Annotated in this window: 19 protein-coding genes; 17 read left to right on the top strand and 2 right to left on the bottom strand. The window is 38.6% G+C overall.

The genetic code is table 11. The annotated features are described in order from the left end of the window. Positions 1-145 precede the first annotated feature (145 nt). Positions 146-2,569: a TonB-dependent receptor gene (locus AC04Q1_RS13320; protein ID WP_478365087.1), complete on the top strand. Its 2,424-nt coding sequence runs from the start codon at positions 146-148 to the stop codon at positions 2,567-2,569. 3 nt (positions 2,570-2,572) lie between these two features. On the opposite strand, the gene AC04Q1_RS13315 is transcribed toward AC04Q1_RS13320, so the two are convergent. Continuing rightward, the gene (locus AC04Q1_RS13315) at positions 2,573-3,808 is read right to left on the bottom strand and encodes an MFS transporter (RefSeq protein WP_478365086.1); all 1,236 of its coding nucleotides are present in this window, start codon (positions 3,806-3,808) and stop codon (positions 2,573-2,575) included. A gap of 273 nt (positions 3,809-4,081) precedes the next feature. On the opposite strand from AC04Q1_RS13315, the gene AC04Q1_RS13310 reads away from it, so the two are divergent. Both AC04Q1_RS13310 and AC04Q1_RS13305 read left to right on the top strand, forming a co-directional pair. Further along, positions 4,082-6,031 (top strand): amino acid permease, encoded by a 1,950-nt coding sequence (locus AC04Q1_RS13310; RefSeq protein WP_478365085.1) that lies wholly within the window; start codon positions 4,082-4,084, stop codon positions 6,029-6,031. 4 nt (positions 6,032-6,035) lie between these two features. Beyond that, the gene (locus AC04Q1_RS13305; protein WP_478365084.1) at positions 6,036-6,590 is read left to right on the top strand and encodes a transposase; all 555 of its coding nucleotides are present in this window, start codon (positions 6,036-6,038) and stop codon (positions 6,588-6,590) included. A gap of 194 nt (positions 6,591-6,784) precedes the next feature. Here AC04Q1_RS13305 and AC04Q1_RS13300 read toward each other — a convergent pair whose 3' ends face one another. Then, a complete protein-coding gene (locus tag AC04Q1_RS13300; protein ID WP_478365083.1) occupies positions 6,785-8,764 on the bottom strand; it encodes a KUP/HAK/KT family potassium transporter in 1,980 nt (659 codons plus the stop codon). Between the two features lie 180 nt (positions 8,765-8,944). Here AC04Q1_RS13300 and AC04Q1_RS13295 point away from each other — a divergent pair, with 180 nt between their 5' ends. The 14 genes from AC04Q1_RS13295 (at position 8,945) to AC04Q1_RS13230 (ending at position 24,841) form a co-directional block, all read left to right on the top strand. Further along, a complete protein-coding gene (locus AC04Q1_RS13295; protein ID WP_478365082.1) occupies positions 8,945-9,475 on the top strand; it encodes a T9SS type A sorting domain-containing protein in 531 nt (176 codons plus the stop codon). A 75-nt stretch (positions 9,476-9,550) separates the two neighbouring features. Then, entirely contained in the window at positions 9,551-10,162 is a 612-nt protein-coding gene (locus AC04Q1_RS13290) for a fumarylacetoacetate hydrolase family protein (protein WP_478365081.1), read from the top strand. Positions 10,163-10,165: 3 nt separating this feature from the next. Continuing rightward, positions 10,166-11,899, top strand: coding sequence for a M23 family metallopeptidase (locus AC04Q1_RS13285; RefSeq protein ID WP_478365080.1), 1,734 nt, complete (start codon positions 10,166-10,168; stop codon positions 11,897-11,899). 173 nt (positions 11,900-12,072) lie between these two features. Continuing rightward, entirely contained in the window at positions 12,073-12,537 is a 465-nt protein-coding gene (bcp, locus tag AC04Q1_RS13280; protein ID WP_478365079.1) for a thioredoxin-dependent thiol peroxidase, read from the top strand. Between the two features lie 57 nt (positions 12,538-12,594). After that, positions 12,595-13,440: a transketolase gene (locus AC04Q1_RS13275; RefSeq protein ID WP_316847550.1), complete on the top strand. Its 846-nt coding sequence runs from the start codon at positions 12,595-12,597 to the stop codon at positions 13,438-13,440. Positions 13,441-13,569: 129 nt separating this feature from the next. Beyond that, a complete protein-coding gene (locus AC04Q1_RS13270; protein WP_109931287.1) occupies positions 13,570-14,526 on the top strand; it encodes a transketolase family protein in 957 nt (318 codons plus the stop codon). A 79-nt stretch (positions 14,527-14,605) separates the two neighbouring features. After that, positions 14,606-15,166, top strand: coding sequence for an RNA polymerase sigma factor (locus tag AC04Q1_RS13265; RefSeq protein WP_478365078.1), 561 nt, complete (start codon positions 14,606-14,608; stop codon positions 15,164-15,166). A gap of 33 nt (positions 15,167-15,199) precedes the next feature. After that, positions 15,200-15,856, top strand: a complete 657-nt coding sequence (locus AC04Q1_RS13260) for a hypothetical protein (RefSeq protein WP_478365077.1) — start codon at positions 15,200-15,202, stop codon at positions 15,854-15,856. Between the two features lie 3 nt (positions 15,857-15,859). Then, a complete protein-coding gene (locus AC04Q1_RS13255; RefSeq protein ID WP_478365076.1) occupies positions 15,860-16,300 on the top strand; it encodes a hypothetical protein in 441 nt (146 codons plus the stop codon). A 69-nt stretch (positions 16,301-16,369) separates the two neighbouring features. Continuing rightward, complete coding sequence (locus AC04Q1_RS13250) at positions 16,370-17,575, top strand: aspartate aminotransferase family protein (RefSeq protein WP_478365075.1); 1,206 nt, start codon at positions 16,370-16,372, stop codon at positions 17,573-17,575. Positions 17,576-17,602: 27 nt separating this feature from the next. Further along, positions 17,603-18,280 carry a response regulator transcription factor gene (locus AC04Q1_RS13245; protein WP_478365074.1) on the top strand — a complete coding sequence of 226 codons (678 nt, stop codon included), beginning with the start codon at positions 17,603-17,605 and terminating at the stop codon, positions 18,278-18,280. An 88-nt stretch (positions 18,281-18,368) separates the two neighbouring features. Beyond that, on the top strand, positions 18,369-19,673 hold the full coding sequence (locus AC04Q1_RS13240) for a sensor histidine kinase (protein ID WP_478365073.1): 1,305 nt from the start codon (positions 18,369-18,371) through the stop codon (positions 19,671-19,673). Between the two features lie 63 nt (positions 19,674-19,736). After that, entirely contained in the window at positions 19,737-21,641 is a 1,905-nt protein-coding gene (locus AC04Q1_RS13235; RefSeq protein WP_478365072.1) for a 7TM diverse intracellular signaling domain-containing protein, read from the top strand. A gap of 344 nt (positions 21,642-21,985) precedes the next feature. After that, positions 21,986-24,841: a SusC/RagA family TonB-linked outer membrane protein gene (locus AC04Q1_RS13230; RefSeq protein WP_478365071.1), complete on the top strand. Its 2,856-nt coding sequence runs from the start codon at positions 21,986-21,988 to the stop codon at positions 24,839-24,841. Positions 24,842-24,846 lie beyond the last annotated feature (5 nt).

The raw sequence follows: 24,846 nt of genomic DNA, 5'->3' as shown, positions 1-24,846 counted from the left end.
ACGAATGAACCATTTAACTAAACGAATGTAAAAAAGTGTTAATTGGGTTAAACATTGTTAAAATCCACGGGTTAATGCACCTAATGATTTAGTTTCGTTCTAATTCCTAATCAGATAAGAGGAAAAACTAATCATCAGCTCACTAATGAAAATATTCGCTCCGTATTTCGTGCTCTCCCTGTTATTTTTAAATGTAGTGTCTGCTCAGACTACTAAAATCACCATTAGCGGCACGGTAATAAGCAAAAATGGCATTAAGATTTCCGCTAGCCTTAAATTTATCAGTTTGGCAGATACAGTTTTTGTAAAAACCGTCACCACTAACGAAGAAGGGAAATATGTACTGGCAAACTTCCCGTCAAATAAATTTGCCCTTGAGGTAAACGCTATAGGTTATCGATCTATAAAAGAAATACATGAATCTTTTGCAGGCAAAACGAATCTCGATTTAAGCTTCAGTCTGGAGCCGGATGTAAAAGAACTCGAAAGTGTTGTGGTAGCGGGTCGGAAAGCATTAATAGAACGCCATACCGACAAAACGGTAATGAATGTAGAAAACAGCATTGTTTCAACCGGAAATACTGCACTCGAAGTGCTTGCCAAAATGCCCGGTGTATCCGTTAACCAGGATGGGATCATCAGCATAAAAGGAAAAACTGGTGCAAATGTACTCATTGATGGAAAATCAACTTATTTATCGGCCGAGCAACTGGCTACCCGATTGCGTTCGTTAAACAGTAACGAAATAAAAACGATTGAACTGATCACCAGCCCTTCTGCTAAGTACGATGCCGAAGGAAATGCAGGTCTGCTCAACATTAAGTTAAAAAAGAACGCCAGTTATGGTACCAACGGAAATGTCGATTTAGGTTTTGGTTATGGGAAGAATCCAAAAAGCGATGCGGGTATATCCGTTAACCACCGAAATAAGAAGCTTAACTTATATGGAAGCTTCGCCAGCAACAACAATAAAGCCACCGAAAACCTGGATATTTTACGGGTAGTAAACGGGAGTGATCAAAATACTTATTTTCATCAATCGAACACACAAACAAGATCAACACATAACAACAATTATAAGGCTGGGATTGATTATTTCCTCAATGATAAAAACACTTTAGGTTTTCTCACCACAGGTTACTTTAACAATGGCCACGACGTGTCCAACGGCCTTACTGCTATCGGCAGAAGTTTTGCACAGGTCGATTCATCGATTGTTGCCGATAACCCGGCAAGGAATAAATACCGCAACCAGGCTTACAACCTCAATTACAAAAGCGTGATCGATACCTTAGGCCAGGAGTTATCAATCGATTTGGATTATGCGAAATACCACAGCGAAGAAAATACCATTTACCAAAACACGTTTTTCGACCAAAATGGTTCGATATATAAATCATCAGCTATCTTTCGAAATGCCACCCCTTCTTTTATCAACATTAAAGCTGCAAAAATCGACTATACACTTCCACTTAGCGTTACGACTAAATTAGCGATTGGTTTAAAAAGCAGTTGGGTAAGTACCGACAATGATTTTCAATTCGAAAACCTCACCGAAACAAATTGGAAAAACGATCCAGGCAGAAGCAACCGGTTTATTTACGACGAAAACGTCAATGCCGCCTATGCAACTTTAAAGCAAGAGTTTAAATCGACCAGCGTAGAAATTGGCCTGAGAACAGAACAGACTAATTCTAAAGGCAATTCTATAAACGATAACAAGATTGTAAAGCGCAGTTACTTTGATTTTTTTCCAAGCTTTAATGTCAACCAAACCTTAAACCCAAATCATGAGATCGGTTTTTCATACAGCAGAAGAATTGACCGTCCCGATTATAAATCACTTAATCCCTTCGTTTATTTTGTTGATTTATATACGTTTAGCCAGGGAAATCCCTTTCTCAACCCACAATACGCCAATGCTTTTCAACTGGCGTACAATTATAAAAAAACACTGAATATTTCATTGGGCTATAGCATCACCAACAACTTAATCATCGATGTATTGCTACCTGAACTCGAGAAGAAAACCTTGTATCAAACCGTACAAAACCTCGATAAACAATATGCCTACGATTTAACGATCGGCTACCCCACCACCATTACCAAATTCTGGAGCATGGATAATACCTTTACCAGTACCTATAACCAGATCAAAACCGCTAATTTAGGTAATGGTGTTTATGACCGGAAAAAGGTAAATTTTATGATCAACAGCAGTCAAACTTTAACGCTCAGCCCTTCAACATCGGCAGAACTTTCAGGGGAATATGCCTCCTCACAGATTTATGGCACCTATGCTATTAAACCTTATTATGGGATAGATTTAGGCATCAAGAAATCGTTCTTCGATAAAAAGCTCAATGTTAAACTTGCAGTCAACGATGTTTTCGACACCAGAAAGGCAAGAATCAGCAGTGCACTTTCTGGTTTGGATTATAACCTTACCCAAAAACAAGAAAGCAGGGTTTACAGGTTGAGCCTCAACTATATTTTCGGCAGCAATAATGTTAAAGGTAGCCGCGAGCGAAAAACCAGTGTTACAGACGAAGAAGGCAGAATTAAATGATAGCTATAGCTCTTCTTTTCTCCTGAGTTTTAAAATAACAAACATCACTAAAACCGATATTAGGATCATAATCAGATAACTGTAACTCAGGTTGCGCTCATCTTTGGCAGGGATCAGGTTTACAATACCGTAACTCAAAAAAGAAACAATTACATAAGTAATTCCCCCAGTTAATCCACCTGCTATTCCTGCATTTTTAGGAAACTTGCTCAAACAGAAAGTGAAGTAGTTGTTAAAGGTAAAGCCTGCCCCAACATGGATCAGAAAGGCAAAGAAAATTAACGACCATAGGTTCGACACGAAATTTAAGCTCAAGATCATCAGGATTACAAAGGCCACCTGAAACAGCGAGTTGATCATTAATCTTCTGAAAAAAGGTTTATTGATGGTCGCCTTACCGATAAAGCCGCCAACCATCCAGGCGAAACCCAAAAACAGCGAACTGTAACCGGCAATGACAGGAGAGAAGTTAAAATGGTGTTCGATAATGAAGGGGCCAGTCATGTTGTAAACCATCACCATACAATAAGCCAAACCCAGCATCACAATACCGAGTGTAAAACTGGTGGTTTTAATCATTTCAACATAGATTTTGGTTATCTTTTTGAGTTGAAAATCGGTAAAGTTTCTTAACGTTTCGCCGCTGAACAATAATTCCAGTACGGCAAACACCAGTGCAAAACCAGCCAAAAAGTAAAAGTTCGATTCCCAGCCAAATGCCGTTTGCAGATAACCGCCGATAAAAGGTGCTACGATTGGTCCGGTAGACCAAATAATGGAAAACATACTAAGATAATGTTTTAGCTGATCGCCTTCATAAAGATCTACAAAGTATGCCCTTTTGGCCACTACGATTGCCCCTACGGTAAGTCCGTGGATAATCCGCATCAAATAAATGAGATAAATATTATGCGTAGTAGCGATGATAATACTGGCTGCAGCGAATATTAATATTGAGTATAAGCAGATCTTATACCTGCCAAAACTATCGAGCACACTACCGATAAAAAGTTGTGCAACGCCATAGCTAATCAAAAAAATGCTTAAAGTAAGTTGAACCTGTACACTGCTAACCTGCATTTCGCCAGCCATTGTAGGTAGCGATGGGATATAAATATCGGTAGCAAAACCCGAAAGCGGGATTAAAGCAAAGGCCAATATGGTGGCCAAACCCTGGTTGCCTTCTTTGATATATTTTATGTGTGTAGTATTTGCATTCATAGGGGTAACTGTAATCATTTATAAATATTCCAATCAAACAAGGATTTGAGGGTTTTAATTTACCTGATTGATTAAGAGCGACAAAATTAACAGTTTCATTCAGCCTAAAATTATGCGAATCAAACAAAGGATTATTCTAGCCAAATAATTGCGGTTTTTTACTTAAAATCAATAAATCGGGCTATTTATGATCGCATTTATGGCTTAAACGGAGTGTAATGAAAATTATATCCTGCTTTAAACGTTTTTAGCCAAACTTTTTATAAGTTTGAAGAAACAAGCAAATAAAAGATGTTCGAAAAGCTATTCAGAAAGAAATCTATTTCCAAGATATTACAAGATGCGGCAAAAGGCTATGGCGACCATGAAAATACATTACATAAAACACTCGGAGTACGCGATTTAACAGCTTTTGGAATTGCAGCGATTATTGGAGCAGGGATTTTTAGTACGATTGGTAAGGCAAGCGCGGATGGTGGTCCGGCAGTAATCTTTTTGTTTATTTTTACAGCAGTTGCCTGTAGTTTTGCCGCTTTTGCCTATGCAGAGTTTGCTTCTATGGTACCTGTGTCAGGCAGTGCTTACACTTATTCTTATGTAGCCTTTGGCGAACTGGTGGCCTGGATTATCGGCTGGTCGCTCATTATGGAATATTCCATCGGGAACATTACCGTAGCCATTTCCTGGTCTGATTACTTTACAGGGTTACTTTCCACCATAAAAATACCGCCGCTTGGCATAGATGGCATCCATGTACCCGACTGGATGACCATGGATTACTTAAGTGCATATAACGGACATAAACATGCAGAAGCACTTTTAGCAGCGGGTAAAAATCTTGCTGATTTAGATGCGGCTACAGCTTTGGCTAATAACGCATGGCTTACCGCCCCCACAATCGGTAGTTTCCATCTGGTTGCAGATATCCCGGCCCTGGGCATTATCATTTTAATTACCTGGTTAATTTACCGTGGCATGAAAGAAAGCCGCAACGCCAGTAACGCCATGGTAGTGGTTAAACTCGCCGTAATTCTATTGGTTTTAGCCGTTGGTATTTTTTATGTGGACACAAAAAACTGGGATCCGTTTGCACCTAATGGTGTTGCGGGAGTTTTAAAAGGCGTTTCAGCAGTATTTTTTGCTTATATCGGTTTCGATGCCATTTCGACTACCGCCGAAGAATGTAAAAACCCGCAGCGTGATCTTCCCCGCGGAATGATGTGGGCGATCATCATCTGCACCATCCTATATGTAGCCATTGCATTAGTTTTAACGGGTATTGTTAAATCAGATACACTATCTGTAGGCGATCCGCTCGCATTTGTTTTCGACCAGATTAATTTAAAATTAATGAGTGGTATTATTGCCGTAAGTGCTGTTTTTGCCATGGCCAGTGTACTTTTGGTGTTCCAGATGGGTCAACCACGCATCTGGATGAGCATGAGCAGAGATGGACTATTACCAAAATCATTTTCAAAAATCCACCCGAAATATAAAACACCTTCTTTTGCGACCATAGTAGTTGGTTTTGTAGTCGCCGTTCCATCATTGTTTATGAACCTGACCATCGTTACCGATCTCTGTTCTATTGGAACGCTTTTCGCCTTCGTATTGGTTTGTGCAGGTGTTTTAGTATTACAGAACAGGCCTGATGTACAACGCGGGAAATTTAAAATACCTTATGTAAACAGTAGATTTATAATTCCGATCGCCTTAATTGCAACGGTTATTTTTGCCTTCACACAATATGGAAAAGAGACAAAAGCTTTCTTTCTCAATACGCCCAAGACCATCCAAACGGTAACTTTTGTGACTTCCCTGAGCGGCGATGAACTTAAAATAGTAAAAGAAGAAATTGTTAAAAATGCGGCTCCGCAAATTATTTTAGCAGAGAAAGTTGATGCAGAATCATATCTGAGTGCGTTGCCTGCCGATCGTTACGAACAGTTTATTTCAGCGTCGAAAGTATCCGTTGAAAAGAAATACGAAAGTGGCTGGGGCCTGTTTAAACACAAAATCCCGATGTGGATTTTCTTAATCATCTGCGTGGTGATTACTTATTATTGCATCACCAAAAACCTATCGTTAATCCCTGTTTTAGGATTGATCAGCTGTTTGTATATGATGTGCGAACTGGGCATTTCCAACTGGATCGGTTTCGGTATCTGGCTGGTAATTGGTCTTGTGGTTTATTTTGCTTACGGCTACAGGCACAGTAAACTGGCCAATCCGGAGGGTTAGTAAAATGAAATACAATCCTTTAATACATCATCGAAGATCGATTAGGTTAAAGGATTATGATTATTCAAAAGCAGGGGCCTATTTTATCACGATCTGCTGTGAAGATAGGCTTCATAGATTTGGAAGGGTTTCAGGGCATGAAATGATCTTAAATGAATCCGGAGCTATCGCTTATAACGAATGGATTAATTTAGCCAATAGATTTTCAAATTTTGAACTAGATGTCTTTCAGATTATGCCGAATCATATGCATGGCATAATCGTTTTATCTGATTTTAATACTGTCGGGGCGACCCTTGCGGTCGCCCAGGAAGAAGATAAGGCATATAGGGCGACCGCAAGGGTCGCCCCGACGATTGCCGACATTGTCGGAGCTTACAAATCAATTGTTTCGAATGCATGTCTGCAATTATTCAAATCGCACAACAAAACAATGGGAAAGTTATGGCAACGTAATTATTACGAACACATTATCCGTGATGCAAGAGCGTATCAGAACATTTCAAATTATATTATCAATAATCCAAGCAAATGGAACGAGGATAAATTCCATCAATAAGCAAAAATCCCCTTTCATTTACAGAAAGAGGATTCGATTTATTTCTTCTTTATAAAAGCCAGGGCTGTAATCGTCACAAGCCCTAACCCAGATGCAATCATGTAATTATTGGCATGATCGAGGTGATATATTTTTGCCACGGGCCCAGCTATAAATAAGCCTATTCCCAATATTAAAATAGCCATCCTCATCAATTAAACGGGCAATCTATGTAATTCGATATCGTCGGGCGTAACAAAGATCAATGGAACTTTTTCTACATCAACATAACTACTGTCTAAACCAAAACTCCGTTCTTCTGATAAACTTAGTTTTTTCAGGATAAAATAGTAATCCATGATCTGTCGCTCGTAAAAACTCAACTTCGTAAACTTAGACAAATGTTTTTCCAACAGGACAAACCTAAAATCGCCTGCAATCTTATGTTTATTCAACGAGGTGTATTGACTAGTGATGTCTATTTCTCCATTTTTAACCAATTCTTCGACTACCTTACGGTATAATAAATTTACCCGCTGCTCAATCCTGAAACCTAACCTGAAATCAATTCTGATCAGTTTACCCGGGATGAGGAACTCAACTTTATAATCTAAGGTATAAGGCTCATCCATTACATCCACGTGCACCAGCCAGTATACATCGGCACGTTTTGGTTCCTTTTGAATGATGGAATAAATAATCTTGGATTCGATTTCTGTTTTAAAGTTCGCACTGGTTAAATAAACCAGCTGAGATGAGTATTTGGGAACCGATTCATCATTGCTCAGTTCGCTTAAAATCTCATAATAATCTTCAATTTCAACGTATTTTACAAATCTGTTTTTAATCTTGCGCGCCACAAACCAGCTCCACATCACGGTAAAAAGTGCCGAACCGATCAGTACCGTTAACCAACCTCCGTCAGAGAATTTGTGCAGATTACTGAAGAGGAAAGTACCTTCTATAATCACATATACAGAAATAAAAATCGCGATCAGGTATCTTGGGAAACGTTTGCTCCTTAAATACACACTTACCAAAATCGTGGTCATCAACATCGCTATGGTAATGGACAGGCCATAAGCTGCATCCATTTTAGACGATTCTTTCCAGAAGAATACGATACTGCAACAGCCCAACCAAAGCATCCAGTTAATAGATGGTACATAAAGCTGACCTTTTTGAACAGATGGATATACAATTTTGATCTTTGGCCAAAGGTTTAAACGAACCGCCTCTGAGATTAAGGTAAAGGAACCACTAATTAATGCCTGACTCGCAATAACCGCTGCCATAGTAGCTAAGATCACCATCGGTACCTGAAAATGGCTCGATATAATCTGAAAGAAAGGGTTCATTTTTGAACTGGGGATGAAAGTACTTTCGTTCTGCAAAATCCAAACACCCTGACCTAAATAATTTAAAATCAGTGTTATCTTTACAAAGATCCAACTGATCCTGATGTTGTTACGTCCGCAGTGACCCAGATCTGAATATAATGCCTCTGCCCCGGTGGTACAGAGAAAAACACCTCCTAAGATAATAAATGCCTTACTATTGGTGGCCAATAAATGCACGGCATAATATGGATTAAGTGCTTTTAAAATGCTAAAATCCTTTACAATAAATAAAAGCCCGGCGATACCCAAAACCGTAAACCAAACAAACATTACAGGGCCAAAGAGCTTCCCAACCAAATTGGTTCCAAACTGCTGGATAATGAAAAGCACAGATAATATCGCGATTACCACAGGAACCACTGGAATATCGAACTTATTTGTTAATCCCTCTATAGCTGATGTTACCGTGATACTTGGTGTAATTACGCCATCGGCAAGTAATGCGCATCCCCCAACTACTGCAGGTACGATTAACCATTTTGCCTTTTTCCTTACCAGAGAGAATAAAGAGAAAATACCACCCTCACCTTTATTATCAGCCCTTAAAGTAATAATAACATACTTAATAGTGGTTTGAAGGGTAAGCGTCCAGATGATGCAGGAAAGTACGCCAAGAACAACATCAGTGGTTATAGATCCCGGACTTCCCACCACTCCACCTTTTACGCCCAGAATGCTGGTAAAAATTGCATTAAGTGTATATAATGGTGAGGTACCAATATCACCGAACACAATACCTAAACTAATTAGAACACCGCCGGCGGTTAACGCGTTGACATTTTTATGATTTGACACTTCGTTGATTATTTTAGTGCGGCAAAAGTAAACTAACTATAACAATTTAACAACCAAATTATTGTGTATTTTTAACACTATGAAAATTAAATTTTATTGTTAAATTGTGTTAAATTATGGCTTTTAAACAAAATGTTTAATTTCTTTGTTTTAAATTAATACATTTGCTATACCAATTTGATGAAACTCTACGCTAAGATAACGTTCCTCACAAAACTAGCTTGCACATTGTGCATTGTTTTGCTATGCGGCGTAAATTCTTGGGCGCAACAAGCTGATAGTATTCACATTAGCTTAAAAAACAGAACCAAAAAAACAAGTAGGATCCCTGAAATTAAAGCAAATATTACGCCTTATAAACCTCTTTATATGTCGATAGGTGGCTCCGGCATGTTCAATACTTATTCCACAACACCAAAAAATACAACGGTCGTAGCAAAAGATAAATTGTTAACCATTGTTAAAATATATCCAAATCCGGTAGAAGATCAGCTAAATATTATCTTATCCATCGGAAAAGATGGTACTCAAACCACAATCAAAATTATCGATTTATTAGGAAACGAAGTTACAACGCTATCAAATGAGCGTCTAAATGCTGGTGAGCAAACCAAAAGCTTCGTTATTCCGAACAGAATAAATCCTGGGATATACTTCTTAAGGGTTATCGCTGGGTCAGAAAGTCAAGTAAAACGCATCTCAGTTTTATAAGCCCGTTTTCTTTTCTATTTTTGATTGATGCGGATTTAGTCCCCATTAATTTTATCATATTTCATATTCTTAAGAATGAAAATCATCGCCATTGGCAGAAATTATGCCGAACATGCAAAAGAACTGAACAATCCGGTTCCTACTAGTCCAGTAATTTTTTTGAAACCTGATACGGCCGTTTTAAAAGATAATAAGCCTTTTTATTTACCTGATTTTTCTGATGACGTTCATTATGAATTAGAAGTGGTTTTAAAAATCTGTAAAGAAGGAAAACATATTGCCGAAAAATTTGCAGCCAATTATTATGATGAAGTGGGTTTAGGCATCGATTTTACCGCACGTGATATCCAGGCCAAACACAAAGAAAAAGGATTGCCCTGGGAACTAGCCAAAGCTTTTGACAACTCAGCGCCCATCAGTATTTTTCTTCCTAAAAGTGATTTCGAAGATCTTTATCAGTTAAATTTCGAACTGAAGGTGAATGGAGAAAGCCGTCAGGTAGGGCATACTAAAGATTTGTTATTCTCGTTCGAGAAGATAATCAGCTTTGTTTCCCGGTACATCACCTTAAAAAAAGGAGATCTGATTTTCACGGGAACGCCACAGGGTGTTGGCAAAACAAACAGGGGCGATAAATTAGAAGCCTGGCTGGAAGGAAAGCAACTTTTAAATTTTGATGTAAAGTAACGAATGATTAAAAATCCGATCCAGTACAAGTTAAAATTTTCCGTTTCAATTTGCCTTTTATTTGCCTCAGTCTGTGTTCAGGCACAGCAGATTTTCAGTACGAATAAATATCCCATAACCGATTTCAGGCAGCCGCTCGATATTACTCCACCTGCCCTTGCAGGTTCTTTTGGCGAAATCCGCGGCAACCACTTTCATTCCGGAATCGATTTCAGGACCAACCAGCGCGAAGGTTACCCTGTTTATGCCGTAGCCGATGGATATATTTCGCGGTTAAGGGTACAGAATAGCGGCTTTGGGCAAGCATTGTACATCAACCATCCAAACGGTTTTACCACCGTTTATGGCCACTTACAGCGTTTTTCACCAAAAATTGCCACCATTGTTAAAAACCTCGAATACGAGAAAAAGTCTTTTGAAATCGATGAATTTCCCGATGCTACACTAATTCCGGTACATAAAGGTGAAATTATTGCCTGGTCTGGTAACCGTGGCAGCTCGGGAGGTCCACATTTACACTTCGAAATCAGGGATACTAAAACGGAAGAAACCATAAATCCCCAATTTTTCGGGATCATTATTCCGGATAATATCCCTCCGGTAATTCATGGTTTATATGTGTACCGCCTAAATGGTAAAACCTTTAATGAGTCAATTCCAAAACAGGCCATCGGTATTACGGGGGCAAATGGAGTTTACAAAACCACCGCCCCCATCAGTTTAACCGGAGAAGTTGGCTTTGGCATTGTGGTAACCGATCGGCACAATGGCTTATCAGGAACAAATGGTGTATATTCTATACAGTTAGAGGTTGATGGCAAAAAGGTATACACTTCTGCTCTGGAGCGTTTTGCTTTCGAAGACAGTAAGGCCATCAATTCGCATATCGATTACCCAACTTATTTAAACACAAAAAGGAGCATCCAAAAAAGTTTTGTAGAACCGGGTAATCCCTTAAAAATTTATAGTGGTTTAGTGAATAGTGGCAGAATCAATTTTAATGATGGCGCATTACATCAGGTCCGTTATATCATTACCGATTCGAAAGGAAATTCATCTGTGCTGCCTTTTACGGTAAATGCGGGTTCGGCACCAATTGCAACAGCAAGTGTTCCGGCTGGAATAATTTATCCCTATAATAAGGTAAACGAATTTAATGCCGATGATGTTAAAGTCGTTTTCCCATTAGGCACATTATACACTGATTTAAATTTCACTTATAAAAAACTACCTAAACCAGCAGGGAATGCCTGGTCGGCCGTACACCAGATCCACAATCGATATACCCCCATACATATCGGTTTCGACATTTCGATCAAAGCCGATAATCTTCCGGAAAACCTGAAAAATAAAGCACTGATCGTAAATTCAAATGGCTCATCACAAGGTGGTTTTTTTGAAAATGGTTATGTTAAGGCTACGCCAAAAAACTTCGGCAGCTTTTATATCGCTACTGATACCATTGCACCAAGGATAGTCCCCGTAAATATCGCTGAAGGAAAAAATATGACAGGTTTATCTAAAATATTTTTCAAAATCAGCGATAACCTATCTGGCATTAAAAGTTTTAACGGCTATATCGATGGTAAATGGGTTTTAATGGAGTTCGACACCAAAACAGCCACTCTCTGGCACAGTTTCGATGAAAGAACTGGCACAGGAAAACATACATTAGAATTGGTGGTAATGGATATGAAAGAAAATACCAGAAAATATACGGTAACGTTCTTTAAATAGGAGCAGGTTTTTAAGATTTAATGATTTCACGATCAGGATGTGTTAAACTTGAGATTTACACTAAGAAATGTCATCTTTTAACATATATCGAACAGTATAATAAGTTAAACTGTTTAAATTGCACGAGTTATTAAGCAATCAATTATTACAGCATTCAAATTCAATCATTATATATGGCAGAGTTAAAAGAAGGTGATCAGGCACCTGCAATTACATCAAAAGATCAAAATGGAGTTGAGGTATCTTTAAGCGATTACAAAGGGAAAACTGTTGTGCTTTATTTTTACCCAAAAGATGATACTCCTGGCTGCACGGCTGAGGCTTGCGATTTTAGGGATAATTATCAGGGTTTACAGGCAAAAGGTATTGTAGTTTTAGGCGTTAGTGTTGATGACGAAAAATCACACCATAAGTTTGTAACCAAGCATAACCTACCATTTACCCTACTTGCAGATACCGACCAGAAAATTGTAAATGATTATGGTGTTTGGGCAGAGAAAAACATGTATGGCAAAAAATACATGGGTACGGTACGCACCACATTTATTATAGATGGCGAAGGAAAAATTTCGCATATCATCAAAAAAGTTGACACAAAAAACTCAACGCAACAAGTACTCGATTTAATCAATAACTAATTATGATATAGCGGGTAAAATATTACCTTTGCTATGTAACAACAACCTCTTATTTTAATGAAACATACAATTAAAGAGCTAGAAGATATTGCCTCTCAGATCAGACGGGATATCGTAAGAATGGTTCACGGATGTCAATCAGGCCACCCAGGTGGTTCATTAGGTTGCGCCGATTTTTTTACTGCCCTATATTTTGAAGTCTTAAACCACAAGAAAGATTTCACTATGGACGGTATTGGTGAAGATTTATTCTTCTTATCTAACGGGCACATTTCTCCGGTTTGGTACAGCACACTTGCGCATGCAGGTTATTTCGATAAAAGTGAATTGGCAACTTTCCGTAAACTAGATTCTAGATTACAGGGTCACCCTACTACGCACGAACACTTACCGGGTATCCGCGTAGCTTCGGGCTCATTGGGTCAGGGCATGTCAGTAGCCATCGGCGCTGCACTAACCAAAAGGTTAAATGGTGATAAATCTTACGTATTCACGCTACATGGTGATGGAGAATTACAAGAAGGCCAAAACTGGGAAGCAGCAATGTTTGCACCCTTCCATGAGTTGGATACTTTGATCTGCAGCGTAGATTATAACGGTCAGCAGATTGATGGTCCTACTAAAAAAGTACTTTCTTTAGATAGTTTACAAGCAAAATTTGAAGCATTCGGATGGCATGTAATCAATACCGATGGCAATGATATGCAATCTATCGTTGAGGGATTACACTATGCAAAAACTTTGACTGGAAAAGGTAAACCGATCTTAAACTTAATGAGTACGCAAATGGGTGCTGGTGTAGATTATATGATGGGTTCGCATAAATGGCATGGTACGGCGCCAAATGATGAGCAATTGGCCTTAGCTTTAGCACAGTTACCAGAAACATTAGGGGACTATTAGCCCCTTACCCCCCTGAAGGGGGAGTAAATAACTTTTAATTTTAACTACAAATAAAGCCCCTTTAGGGGTTTGAGGTATGAAAACCTGCGAAGCAAGCTTGAACACCTTTAAATAAAAAAATATAAGCTCGTGAAAAAATATACATATACAGAAAAAAAAGATACACGTTCGGGTTTTGGTGCTGGCTTACATGAGGCTGGTAAGAAAAACGAAAATGTGGTTGCTTTATGTGCCGATTTAGTTGGATCGCTTAAAATGGATGCTTTTATTAAAGATTTCCCTGAGCGTTTTACACAGGTTGGTATTGCAGAAGCAAACATGATCGGTATTGCAGCAGGTATGACCATTGGTGGTAAAATTCCTTTTACAGGTACATTTGCCAACTTCTCTACCGGCCGTGTTTACGATCAGATCCGCCAGTCGGTAGCTTATTCTAATAAAAATGTTAAAATCTGTGCATCTCACGCAGGCTTAACTTTAGGCGAAGATGGTGCAACACACCAGATTTTAGAAGATATCGGTTTGATGAAAATGCTGCCGGGAATGGTGGTGATCAATCCTTGTGATTATAACCAGACTAAAGCAGCAACTTTAGCCATTGCAGAATACGAAGGCCCGGTTTATTTACGTTTTGGTCGTCCGGTAATCCCTGTATTTACAGATCCTGATCAAAAATTCGAAATCGGTAAAGCCTGGATGGTTAACGAAGGTACAGATGTTACCATTATTGCTACAGGACACATGGTTTGGAAAGCGATTGAAGCCGGCGAAAAACTGGCTGAATTGGGAATTGATGCCGAAATCATCAATATCCATACCATCAAACCTTTGGATGACGAAGCAATCTTAAAATCGGTTAAGAAAACAGGTTGTGTAGTGACTTGCGAAGAGCACAACAAGTTTGGCGGTTTAGGCGAAAGCGTAGCCCGTTTGTTAACTACCGAATTGCCAACCCCACAAGAATTTGTAGCCACTAATGATACTTTCGGCGAAAGCGGAACACCAGATCAGTTAATGTCTAAATATGGCTTAGATGCTGTAAACATTGTTGAAGCTGTTCAAAAAGTAATTGGTAGGAAAAAATAGAATTGAGACAATGGATATGAGATTTGACACATAAAATCAAATCTCATATCTCAATTCTCACATCTCAAATCTATATATAATGAAACAAGTTGAAGATTCAGAAATTCTTGCACTGTTTGCCGTAGAGCGCACGCGAAATGAAGCCTTTAACCTGTTATTAAAAAAATATCAGCAAAAAATATACTGGCACATCCGCAGGCTGGTTTTAAACCACGATGATTGCGATGATCTTTTACAAGAGGTATTTGTTAAAGTTTGGAAAAACCTCGATAAATTCAGGAGCGATTCTCAGCTGTATACCTGGATTTACCGTATCGCTACTAACGAATCAATCACCTTCCTAAACAAACAGAAGCAGCGCAACAATACACCTTTAGATGAAGTATCATCTGAACTTGCCGATAACCTGGTGGCATCTTCCTATTTTAACGGCGATAAGCTCGAGCTTAAACTGCAAAAAGCAATTCTTACTTTACCTGAAAAGCAACGGATTATCTTCAATATGAAATATTTTGACGATATGAAATATGAAGAGATTTCGGAAGTTTTGGGCACCTCTGTAGGGGCTTTAAAAGCATCCTTTCACATCGCCGCAAAAAAAATTGAAGCTTTTATTACAAATGATGAAATAGACTATTAAACCTTTTCACTTTAATTGTATCATATATCTGTGATGAACGAAAATATAGAAAATAACGATTGGATGAACGAAGCTCCTGCCCTTGCGGCAATGGGGAAACGCAATCCATTCTCCGTTCCTGATGGATATTTCGAAAATTGTGATGAGGCCATTTTTTCTGCTGTCTTTCTAGATGGACTAAAACAGAAAACCAGTGACAATAATTTTGAAGTTCCGCAGAATTATTTTGAAGAATTAACGGAACGGATAGAAATGAATATTGCGCTGACAGAAATGCCTAAAGCAAAAAATGCTTTTGCGGTACCAGAGAACTACTTCGACACTTTACAAAGTAGAGTTGCAGATAGAATTGCAGCATCAGAGCCTAAAAAAGAGGCAAGAATTATTCCTTTATGGCGACGCAACATTGTTAAATACGCAAGTGCCGCATGTTTTGTTTTGATGGCTTCATTTGGTGTATATTTCTATCAGAATGGATCAACCACAACCGTTCAGCAGGTACAATCTGCCGAAGCAATAAACGAACAACTATTGTATGATATTGATGAGAGTACAATTATCGATCATTTAGAAGCAGAAAACACAACAACATCCACTATAAAAACTACTTCTGCGTCAGATACAGAAATGGAAAACTACATCCTGAGCAATTTCTCTTCGAACGATTTATCTCAGGAATTAAATAACTAACACATGAAGAATTTACTTTTTGTTGCTTTAATATTCTTATTACCCACCACCCTTTTGGCACAAAGACCAAGGGGAGAAGAAATAGAATCACTTAAAATAGCATTTTTCACCCAAAAACTTGATTTATCTCCTGAAGAGGCTAAAATTTTCTGGCCTATTTATAACGATATGCAAGGGGAACAAAATGCCCTGCGTAAAGAACGCATGCAAAAAATGATCTCTTTCCGCAAAACAACCGAAATTGATAATTTAACCGACGCGCAGGTACAAAGTTTAATTACCAGCGAGTTCGATTTTAAACAAAAAGATCTTAATCTCGACAAAAAATATTATTACAGGCTTAAATCTGCCCTGCCCATTAAAGTGGTAGGCAAGTTTTACAGAGCTCAAGAAGGATTTAAAAGAGAATTGCTCAATAGATTTAAAGGTGGTCAAAAACCATAAACAAAAAGACTTACAGCAATGTAGGTCTTTTTGTTTTAAAGCGCTCCATCATTTCCGTACTTTTGTACCATGCTTACCCAACGTCAGTTGTTTTTACAACACAATGCACAAACCTCTCCTGAACCACTTATGCTCGAATTTGTCAGGGCAAAAGGAATTTATATTTACGATGCCCAAAACAAAAAGCACATCGATCTTATTGCCGGCATCGGTGTAAGTAATGTTGGCCACTGCCATCCAGCTGTAGTTAAGGCCATTCAGGAGCAGGCAGAAACTTATATGCACCTGATGGTTTATGGCGAGTATGTGCAAACGCCACAGGTCAATTTTGCCAAAGCCCTCGCCGATATTTTACCCGAAAGCTTAAGTTGTACCTATTTTTTAAATTCAGGAACAGAGGCTGTGGAAGGCGCCATGAAACTGGCCAAACGATATACCGGCAGAAAAGGTTTTATTGCCTGCAAAAATGCTTACCATGGCAGTACCCAGGGTGCAGAAAGTTTAATGGAAAGCGATTTCTATTCTTCTGGATATGGACCTTTCTTGCCGCATGTAAGTTTTATCGAACATAATAATATAGCTGATCTGGATAAAATCACTACAGAAATTGCTGCCGTTTTTATCGAACCCATCCAGGGTGAGGCCGGAATACGTGTTGCAGATTTAAGCTACATGCAGGCCGTAAAAGAAAAATGCCGTGAGACCGGAACGTTGTTAATTTTTGACGAAATACAATCCGGGTTTGGCCGCAGCGGTAAAATGTTTGCCTTTGAGCATTATCATGTTGTGCCCGATGTTCTGCTGTTGGCAAAAGGAATTGGCGGAGGTATGCCAATCGGTGCATTTATCAGTTCCTTAGAAATCATGTCTGTGTTATCGCATACACCAATTTTGGGCCACATGACTACCTTTGGCGGTCATCCGGTTTGTTGTGCTGCAGGATTGGCTACCTTACGCACATTGGTCGACAATCATATTGTGGATGAGGTGGAGGAAAAGGGGCAATTGTTTAAAAAGCTCCTTCAACACCCTGCTATTAAAGAGATCAGAGGGAAAGGTTTAATGCTGGCAGTTGAATTTGAAAATTTTGAAATCAATAAAAAAATTATCGACGCCTGCATCTTGGATGGCATATTATCAGACTGGTTTTTACATTGCAGCAATTCTATGCGCATCGCTCCTCCACTAATTATTACAAAAGAAGAAATTGAAGAAGCCTGCGCGATCATCCTAAAAAATATTAACTTCGTTATAGAGACCAAGATTAAAGCCTAAAGCTATCAAGAACATTAAATAAAAAAAATGAACGTACTCATAGTTGAAGATGAAAAGAGCCTGGCGCTTGAAATGGATGAATTCTTAAGTAAAGAAGGGTTTATTGTTGAGCATGCATGGAAAAAATCTTCTGCGGAGGAAAAGATATTTGTAAACAATTACGATTTCATTTTATTGGATTTAGGTCTGCCGGATGGCGATGGCTTTGATATTCTGAAACAATTAAAAGCCACTAAAGACCGTGATGACGCGGTAATTATTCTAACTGCACGTAGTGCCGTAGATGATCGGATTAAAGGTCTTGATGAAGGTGCAGACGATTATCTGCCTAAACCTTTCTCATTAAATGAGCTTTTGGCGCGGATGCATGCCATTACGCGCAGAAAACATAAGCTGGAGAAGAATGAGATCAATATCCACAATTTTTTGCTCAACATCCAGAACAGGACCGTTTCTTTTGGCGAAGAGAGATTAAACCTCACCAAAAAAGAATTCGAAATATTCAATTACCTGGTACTGAACAAAAACCGTGTAGTATCGAGAATGAGCCTAACCGAACATGTTTGGGGCGACATCTTAGAAGTAAACTCTGATTCGAATTTTGTTGATGTTCACGTAAAAAATTTACGTAAAAAACTTGCAGCGGTGAGTCCGACAGACTGGTTTGAAACCGTAAGAAGTATTGGATACAGGATTAATTGCTAGTGCATTTAGGGTGGGCGATTGGCGGCTAGCTTTAATTACCTTCTTAGAAGGAGCCAAAATCCATTCACATTAAACATCATCCATTTACATGAAGTTACAGGTTAAGTTTTCTTTATACAATGCAGTAACCAAAATCGCCATCATATTGGTGCTGGGTGCTATCATTTTATTCTCGTTAGACCGACTTGCCTATAACCAGCTCGATAACCGTTTAATCAAGAAGAAAAACAAAATCATCGAGAATTTAAACGACAACGAGATTGATAGCCTTTTAAATAAAGAACAATCATTTACCGACTATAATATTTTAAAGGAGGAATTTATTGTTTTAACCGATATTCCAGACAAGCAAAAAGATTCTACAGCAAAAGTATTTACTGAAAAGCGGGAAATTGAAGGTGATATTGAGGTATACCGCATCCTGAACTATAAATTTTCTTACCATACTAACTGGTACAATCTCGAGATCGGAGAAACGATGACAGCCCTGCAATCGATTAAGAATTCGATCCGCTTTTACATGCTCGTCGTGCTGGTAGCTGCATTGCTGATTACGCTGGTAGCCGACTTTACCTTCTCTAACTTTTTATTGAAGCCGTTTTACCTCATTATCGATAAAAAGATTAACCTGGTTGATGACCCATCTCACTATAATTATCAGAATATACCCACCAGCACCGAAGATTTTAAAATCCTGGATAATAGTATTAATTCCTTAATGCGAAAAATAAATACACTTTTCGCCCTGGAAAAACAATTTATTGCCAACGTATCGCACGAGCTGCTCACCCCTATTTCCATTTTAAGTACGAGATTCGAAAATATGCTCAATACACCAGATATTCCGGTAGAGCACGAGAACAAAATTTATGCTTCGTTAAAAACATTAAACCGTTTAAAGGTGATAATCAACAGTTTGTTACTCATCTCGAAGGTCGAAAACAATCAGTATTTAAAAACCGAAGAAATTAGCCTGAAACAAGAAATCGAAGACATTTACGAAGATTTAGAAGATCGTATAGCAGATAAAAATATCAGTTATAGTGCAACCCTCAGCAAGGATTTTCATTTTACAGGCAATAAGGCATTGATCCACACACTTCTGATCAATATCATTAATAATGCGATTAAATATAATATTGATGGTGGAACCATCGCGATAACGGATAAAACCGAGTATGAAAAATATGTATTAACCGTCAGCGATACCGGATCGGGAATGAGCAAAGTACTTGTGGAGGATGCCTTTGACCGTTTTAAAAGAGGAAATACCGAAGAGAGCGGCTTTGGTTTAGGTTTGGCAATTGTTCAAAGTATTGCCAAATTCCACAGAATCGAGATCGACATTAAATCAGAAGAACATAAAGGAACCAGTATTTCATTAATTTTTTAAAATGAAACTCCGCTGATAACCTGATCGGTATCACCTAAATACAATTTTGTACCTTTGTAGTTCATGCTGGCACTAACTTATTCAAAGCGTTTATCTTTTTTTATTGGTATCATTTTATTGTTTTCTGTTTCGGGCTTAAAAGCACAGAAAATAATAGAACTGCAGGATGCTGTTGCCCAGCACATCTTTACCTTTAAGGAAATCGAGGTTTTGGAGGATGCCGGTAACCTGTACACTTTCGATGAGATTAAAAGCAGCGCCTTCGATCAAAAGTTTAAGGCCAGCTTAAGCAGTACTCCACAAACCAAACAACTCAATAAAACATATTGGTTCAGAATAAAAATTAAACAGAATGACCTGGCTGATAAGCCATTTATTCTTGAATTTTTCGATCAGACTATCGATCACATCACCGCTTATATCCCACAGGGAGATCAAAAATACAAGGTCAAAAATTTAGGTGATGCCAATCCTTTCGATAAACGCCTTATCCACCATAAAAATTTCGAAATCCCAGTACAAAACGAGGGAAACGAAACACAGACTTACTATTTTAAGATCAGTTCTTCGCAAATAGCTGATGTCATCATCGTATTGAGAACCACCGAATGGTTTATCTCTTATGCCTTGGACGAGTATTTCTACTTTGGTATTTTTTATGGGATGATCCTGGTTTTCAGTTTCTATAACCTCATCATGTATGTTGCCATCAGGCAAAAGCAATATCTCTATTATGTACTCTACAACTTAAGTGTTGGCTTTTTCGAAATGAGTACTGATGGGATAGCTTATCAATATTTATGGCCCAATGCCCCGGCATGGAATCAGGTAGCCTATGCTTTTGCTTTATGTGCCACCAGTATTTTCGCCCTGCTGTTTACCCGGGAACTTTTATATGTCAAAGCAAAGGCACCCAAACTCAATCAGTTTATTTTAGGCATCATTGTGTGCAGAATTTTATTCTTTGTTTATTGCTATCTTTTCGATCAAACGCTCTTTAGTTATAAATTTATAGAGGCCGTTCCTTTGTCCGTTGCATTTTTTACCGGGATTTATATTTACAAAAAAGGATATCAACCTGCCCGTTTCTTTGTTTTAGGCTATAGCTTTCTATTTGCAGGCTTTGTCTTAAAATTCCTGATTATGCTTGGTATTGGCTGGCTTAATTTTGGGGCTATTAGTTACTACAGTTTAAGTTTCTGTTTCGTACTCGAGATGATCTTTTTGTCATTTGCCATAGGTGATAAAGTGCGGATACTAAAAGTAAAAAAGGATAAAGCGCAACAGAAAATCATCAGGCAAATGGCTGTAAACGCCAAACTAAAAGATAGCATTAACCAGGAACTCGAGAGTAAAGTAGAAGAGCGCACCCGCGAGGTTTACCACAAATCACTCATTATTGAAAGTAAAAACCAGGCACTGGAAGAAGCCAATGCACTGCTACAGCAACAGGCAGAGGAAATTTCGCGGATGAATGTGCTGTTGGAGCATGATAACGAAGAATTGCAAACAAATGTAGAAAAGGTCACCCGAGATCGGGTAATGTCTACAGAAGTTGATTTTGAGGAGTTCAGCAAAATATATCCCGATAAGGAAACCTGTTATGAGTTTCTTGCCCAGCTAAAATGGAGCAATGGTTACCACTGCCGCAAATGCAGTAACGACCACTATTTTAACGGACACATTTTAAATAGCCGCCGGTGCAGTAAATGTGGTTACGAAGAATCGGTAACCACCTATACTATTTTTCACAATACACGGATACCGATCAATAAAGCATTTTACATGATCTTCCTGATTTATTCTTCTAAGGGAAAGATATCCTCTCATAAATTATCAGAAATCCTTTCCATTAGGCAAAGTACCTGCTGGACCTTCGGATCACGCATAAAAAAAGTAATGGACGACCGGAAGAAAACTTTAAAAAAAACAGCAAAAAACGGCTGGAGCCAGCTGGTAATTGAATAAAAGCCACGTTAATCCGTCACAAATTTGTTTGTTTTACGCTTCATTTCAAGAAAACCGGGTAGGTATTTAAGCGTATCAGATTTCATCCGAAGAACTAATTACCCAAGCCACTTAACCACTGATTATCAGGCTTAAAATGGCTATTGGTACTGTGGTACTAAAGCGTATCGAATTTAATTCAAAAATCTATATATCAGATAGTTACGTAAAATTTAACGTTTAAAATACTTGTATTTAACATGAATTGAGTGTTAACTTTACCGCATAATATTAACAAGAGCAAAATTATGAGACAAAAGTTTACATTGCTTATAGTATGTATGCTATGCGGTATCTCTCTGAGTATGGCACAGAATATAACTGTAAAAGGTCTGGTAAAAGACAAACAAGGCTTACCATTACCTGGAGTATCTGTAAAGGTAAAAGGCACTAACCAAGGTGCTTCTACAACGGATAACGGCGCATATAGCATTAGCGCACCCCAAAATTCAACTTTGGAATTTACTTTTATCGGTTACAAAACGATCGAAGAGGCAGTAAATAACCGTACAACAGTAAACATTACTTTATCAGATGATAATCAACAGTTAAATGAGGTGGTCGTAATTGGTTATGGTACCACAACTAAAAAAGATTTAACTACTGCAGTAACCTCTATTTCGGCAAAAGATATCGAAAACCAACCGGTTACCAATCCGTTACAAGCCATTCAGGGTAAGGCAGCAGGCGTTCAGGTCATCTCGCAATCGGGCAAGCCTGGTGCAGGTGTATCGGTAAGTATCAGGGGGAATACTTCAATTACAGGATCTAACAGTCCACTTTATGTAATTGATGGGGTAACCTCACGTAATGCAGATTTCTTAAATCCATCAGACATTGAAACTTTAACCATTTTAAAAGATGCGTCTGCAGCAGCCATTTATGGCTCTAGTGGGGCGAATGGTGTTGTTTTAATCACCACAAAGAAAGGAAGCGCAGATAAAATTAGAGTAGGTTTTAATGCTTTTACTGGTTTTTCTAATTTATGGCAAAAGCTGGATGTGTTAAACGGGGAACAATACAATGCCTTGCTTAAGGAAATGAACTACACCGCATTCGGCAACCAAAATACCGATTGGCAGGATGTTACCTTTGGTACAGGAACACAGAATAACTATCAGGTTTCCTTATCCGGGGGTATTAAAGGGGGGCAGTACTACTTCTCGAGTGGCTATCAACAGGATAAAGGTACTGTTGCTCCAGCCGTGTTGGATAAATACACCATTAACTTTAATGGTTCGCAGAACATCACCAGCTGGTTAAAATTAACCGGTACAGCCGCTTTAACTTATAGAAAATCGGTTGATGTTGGCGATAACAGCGGTGTAGCCGGCGGTGGTGTAATATTGGCCGCATTATCAACCCCGCCAACTATCGGAATCTATAACCCGGATGGTAGCGGTCAGTATGCAGGTAACCCTAACCAGGGTGGTTGGGAAAACCCAATTTCTTATGCCTACCGTATGACCAACGGAACCAACAACTTCCGTTTCTTAGGGTCATTTGCGGCGCAGATTAATTTTACCAAAGATCTATTCTTTAAATCGAGTATCAGTACCAACTTAAACAGAAACCGCTATCAAAGTTTCTTAGATCCTTTTACCTCTGAATTTGGAAGGACCCAACAGGGAAGGTATCAGAGTAACCGGACAAAAGATAATGTTTGGTTGAATGAAAATATCGTAAACTACACCAAAAACGTTGGCAAAAATGCTTTTACGGCTACTGGTGGTATGACCATACAAGAATCTGATTATAAATATTATACTTATGAAGATTCTAAATACCTGGATGCAAACAAAAATTTATTGCCAGCTGCTACCTCTGTAGCCTTAACCATTCCATCGTTCGCGCAATGGTCTAAACGTTCCTATTTAGCACGTGTAACCTATGCTTATGATGGCAAATATCTGTTCAGTTCTAATTTCCGTGCAGATGGTTCTTCACGGTTCGCAAAAGAAGGCCGTTATGGTTACTTCCCGTCAGCATCAATCGGATGGCGTATTTCTGGTGAGAACTTTATGAAAGGAAGTAAAACCATAAACGACTTAAAAATTAGAGGTAGCTGGGGTAAAGTTGGTAACGATGAGGGTATTGGAGATTATGCTTATTTAGCGTTATATCAGCCCACTACTTCTGGGTCGTATAACTTTATCCAATTGGCCAATCCTGATTTGACATGGGAAAAAACCACACAAACCAACGTGGGTTTAGATTTAAGCATGTTTAATTCAAGAATTACCTTTACCGCTGATGCATACATTAAAAAAACCGACGATCTACTTTTAAATGTTCCTTTAGCACTTAGTACTGGATTTGATACCCAGGCCAGAAACGTAGGTTCAATGGAAAACAAAGGTTTTGAGTTCGTATTATCGACAAAAAACATTGTTAAAGATAAATTTACATGGTCTACAGATTTAAACTTCTCTTTAAACCGTAATAAAGTAACCAGTTTAGGCAACTCTCTAACTTCTATTAATTTCGGTGGCATTGATAGCCGCGACAACGCGATCAGAGTAGAAGTGGGCAAACCGCTAGGTGCTTTTTATGGTTATGTTTATCAAGGTGTAGATCCGGCAAATGGTAATGCCAAATTTGCTGATTTAGACAATGACGGCAAAATTACCGCAGCCGACCGTACTTACATCGGAAATGCACAGCCTAAATTTACCTACGGGATGAACAATACATTAAATTATGGTTCATTTGGTCTATCATTCTTCTTCCAGGGTGTTCAGGGCAACGATATCTTTAATGCATCACGTATTGATCTTGAAGGACTTTATGATTCAAAAAATCAGTCGACTGCCGTGTTAGACAGATGGACAACTCCTGGTCAGGTTACCAATATCCCAAAAGCATCAAAAGGCAATACCGATAACTCCCGTACTTCGAGTAGATTTGTCGAAAATGGTTCCTACCTGCGCTTAAAATCAGCTACTTTATCATACAATTTCAGCTCAGATCTGTTGAAGAGATTAAATATGACAAAAGTAACGGTATTTGCAACCAGCTATAACCTGTTAACCTTTACCAAATACACAGGTTTTGATCCGGAAGTACAGCGTTATGATGGAAATAGCCCATCAATGGGTATCGATTATGGAACATATCCACAAGCTAGAACTTTCTTATTTGGTGTTAACGTAGGCTTTTAATTTAA

Source organism: Pedobacter humicola (assembly GCF_056490705.1).
Note: the sequence above shows the minus strand (reverse complement) of the source record. Positions and strands in the feature narration are given on the sequence as shown.

What these genes read in the sequence shown, in the direction of transcription:
- AC04Q1_RS13320 (WP_478365087.1), top strand. Translation starts at nt 146, where the DNA reads ATGAAAATATTCGCTCCGTATTTCGTGCTCTCCCTGTTATTTTTAAAT.
- AC04Q1_RS13315 (WP_478365086.1), bottom strand. Translation starts at nt 3,808, where the DNA reads ATGATTACAGTTACCCCTATGAATGCAAATACTACACACATAAAATAT.
- AC04Q1_RS13310 (WP_478365085.1), top strand. Translation starts at nt 4,082, where the DNA reads ATGTTCGAAAAGCTATTCAGAAAGAAATCTATTTCCAAGATATTACAA.
- AC04Q1_RS13305 (WP_478365084.1), top strand. Translation starts at nt 6,036, where the DNA reads ATGAAATACAATCCTTTAATACATCATCGAAGATCGATTAGGTTAAAG.
- AC04Q1_RS13295 (WP_478365082.1), top strand. Translation starts at nt 8,945, where the DNA reads ATGAAACTCTACGCTAAGATAACGTTCCTCACAAAACTAGCTTGCACA.
- AC04Q1_RS13290 (WP_478365081.1), top strand. Translation starts at nt 9,551, where the DNA reads ATGAAAATCATCGCCATTGGCAGAAATTATGCCGAACATGCAAAAGAA.
- AC04Q1_RS13285 (WP_478365080.1), top strand. Translation starts at nt 10,166, where the DNA reads ATGATTAAAAATCCGATCCAGTACAAGTTAAAATTTTCCGTTTCAATT.
- bcp (WP_478365079.1), top strand. Translation starts at nt 12,073, where the DNA reads ATGGCAGAGTTAAAAGAAGGTGATCAGGCACCTGCAATTACATCAAAA.
- AC04Q1_RS13275 (WP_316847550.1), top strand. Translation starts at nt 12,595, where the DNA reads ATGAAACATACAATTAAAGAGCTAGAAGATATTGCCTCTCAGATCAGA.
- AC04Q1_RS13265 (WP_478365078.1), top strand. Translation starts at nt 14,606, where the DNA reads ATGAAACAAGTTGAAGATTCAGAAATTCTTGCACTGTTTGCCGTAGAG.
- AC04Q1_RS13260 (WP_478365077.1), top strand. Translation starts at nt 15,200, where the DNA reads ATGAACGAAAATATAGAAAATAACGATTGGATGAACGAAGCTCCTGCC.
- AC04Q1_RS13255 (WP_478365076.1), top strand. Translation starts at nt 15,860, where the DNA reads ATGAAGAATTTACTTTTTGTTGCTTTAATATTCTTATTACCCACCACC.
- AC04Q1_RS13250 (WP_478365075.1), top strand. Translation starts at nt 16,370, where the DNA reads ATGCTTACCCAACGTCAGTTGTTTTTACAACACAATGCACAAACCTCT.
- AC04Q1_RS13245 (WP_478365074.1), top strand. Translation starts at nt 17,603, where the DNA reads ATGAACGTACTCATAGTTGAAGATGAAAAGAGCCTGGCGCTTGAAATG.
- AC04Q1_RS13240 (WP_478365073.1), top strand. Translation starts at nt 18,369, where the DNA reads ATGAAGTTACAGGTTAAGTTTTCTTTATACAATGCAGTAACCAAAATC.
- AC04Q1_RS13235 (WP_478365072.1), top strand. Translation starts at nt 19,737, where the DNA reads ATGCTGGCACTAACTTATTCAAAGCGTTTATCTTTTTTTATTGGTATC.
- AC04Q1_RS13230 (WP_478365071.1), top strand. Translation starts at nt 21,986, where the DNA reads ATGGCACAGAATATAACTGTAAAAGGTCTGGTAAAAGACAAACAAGGC.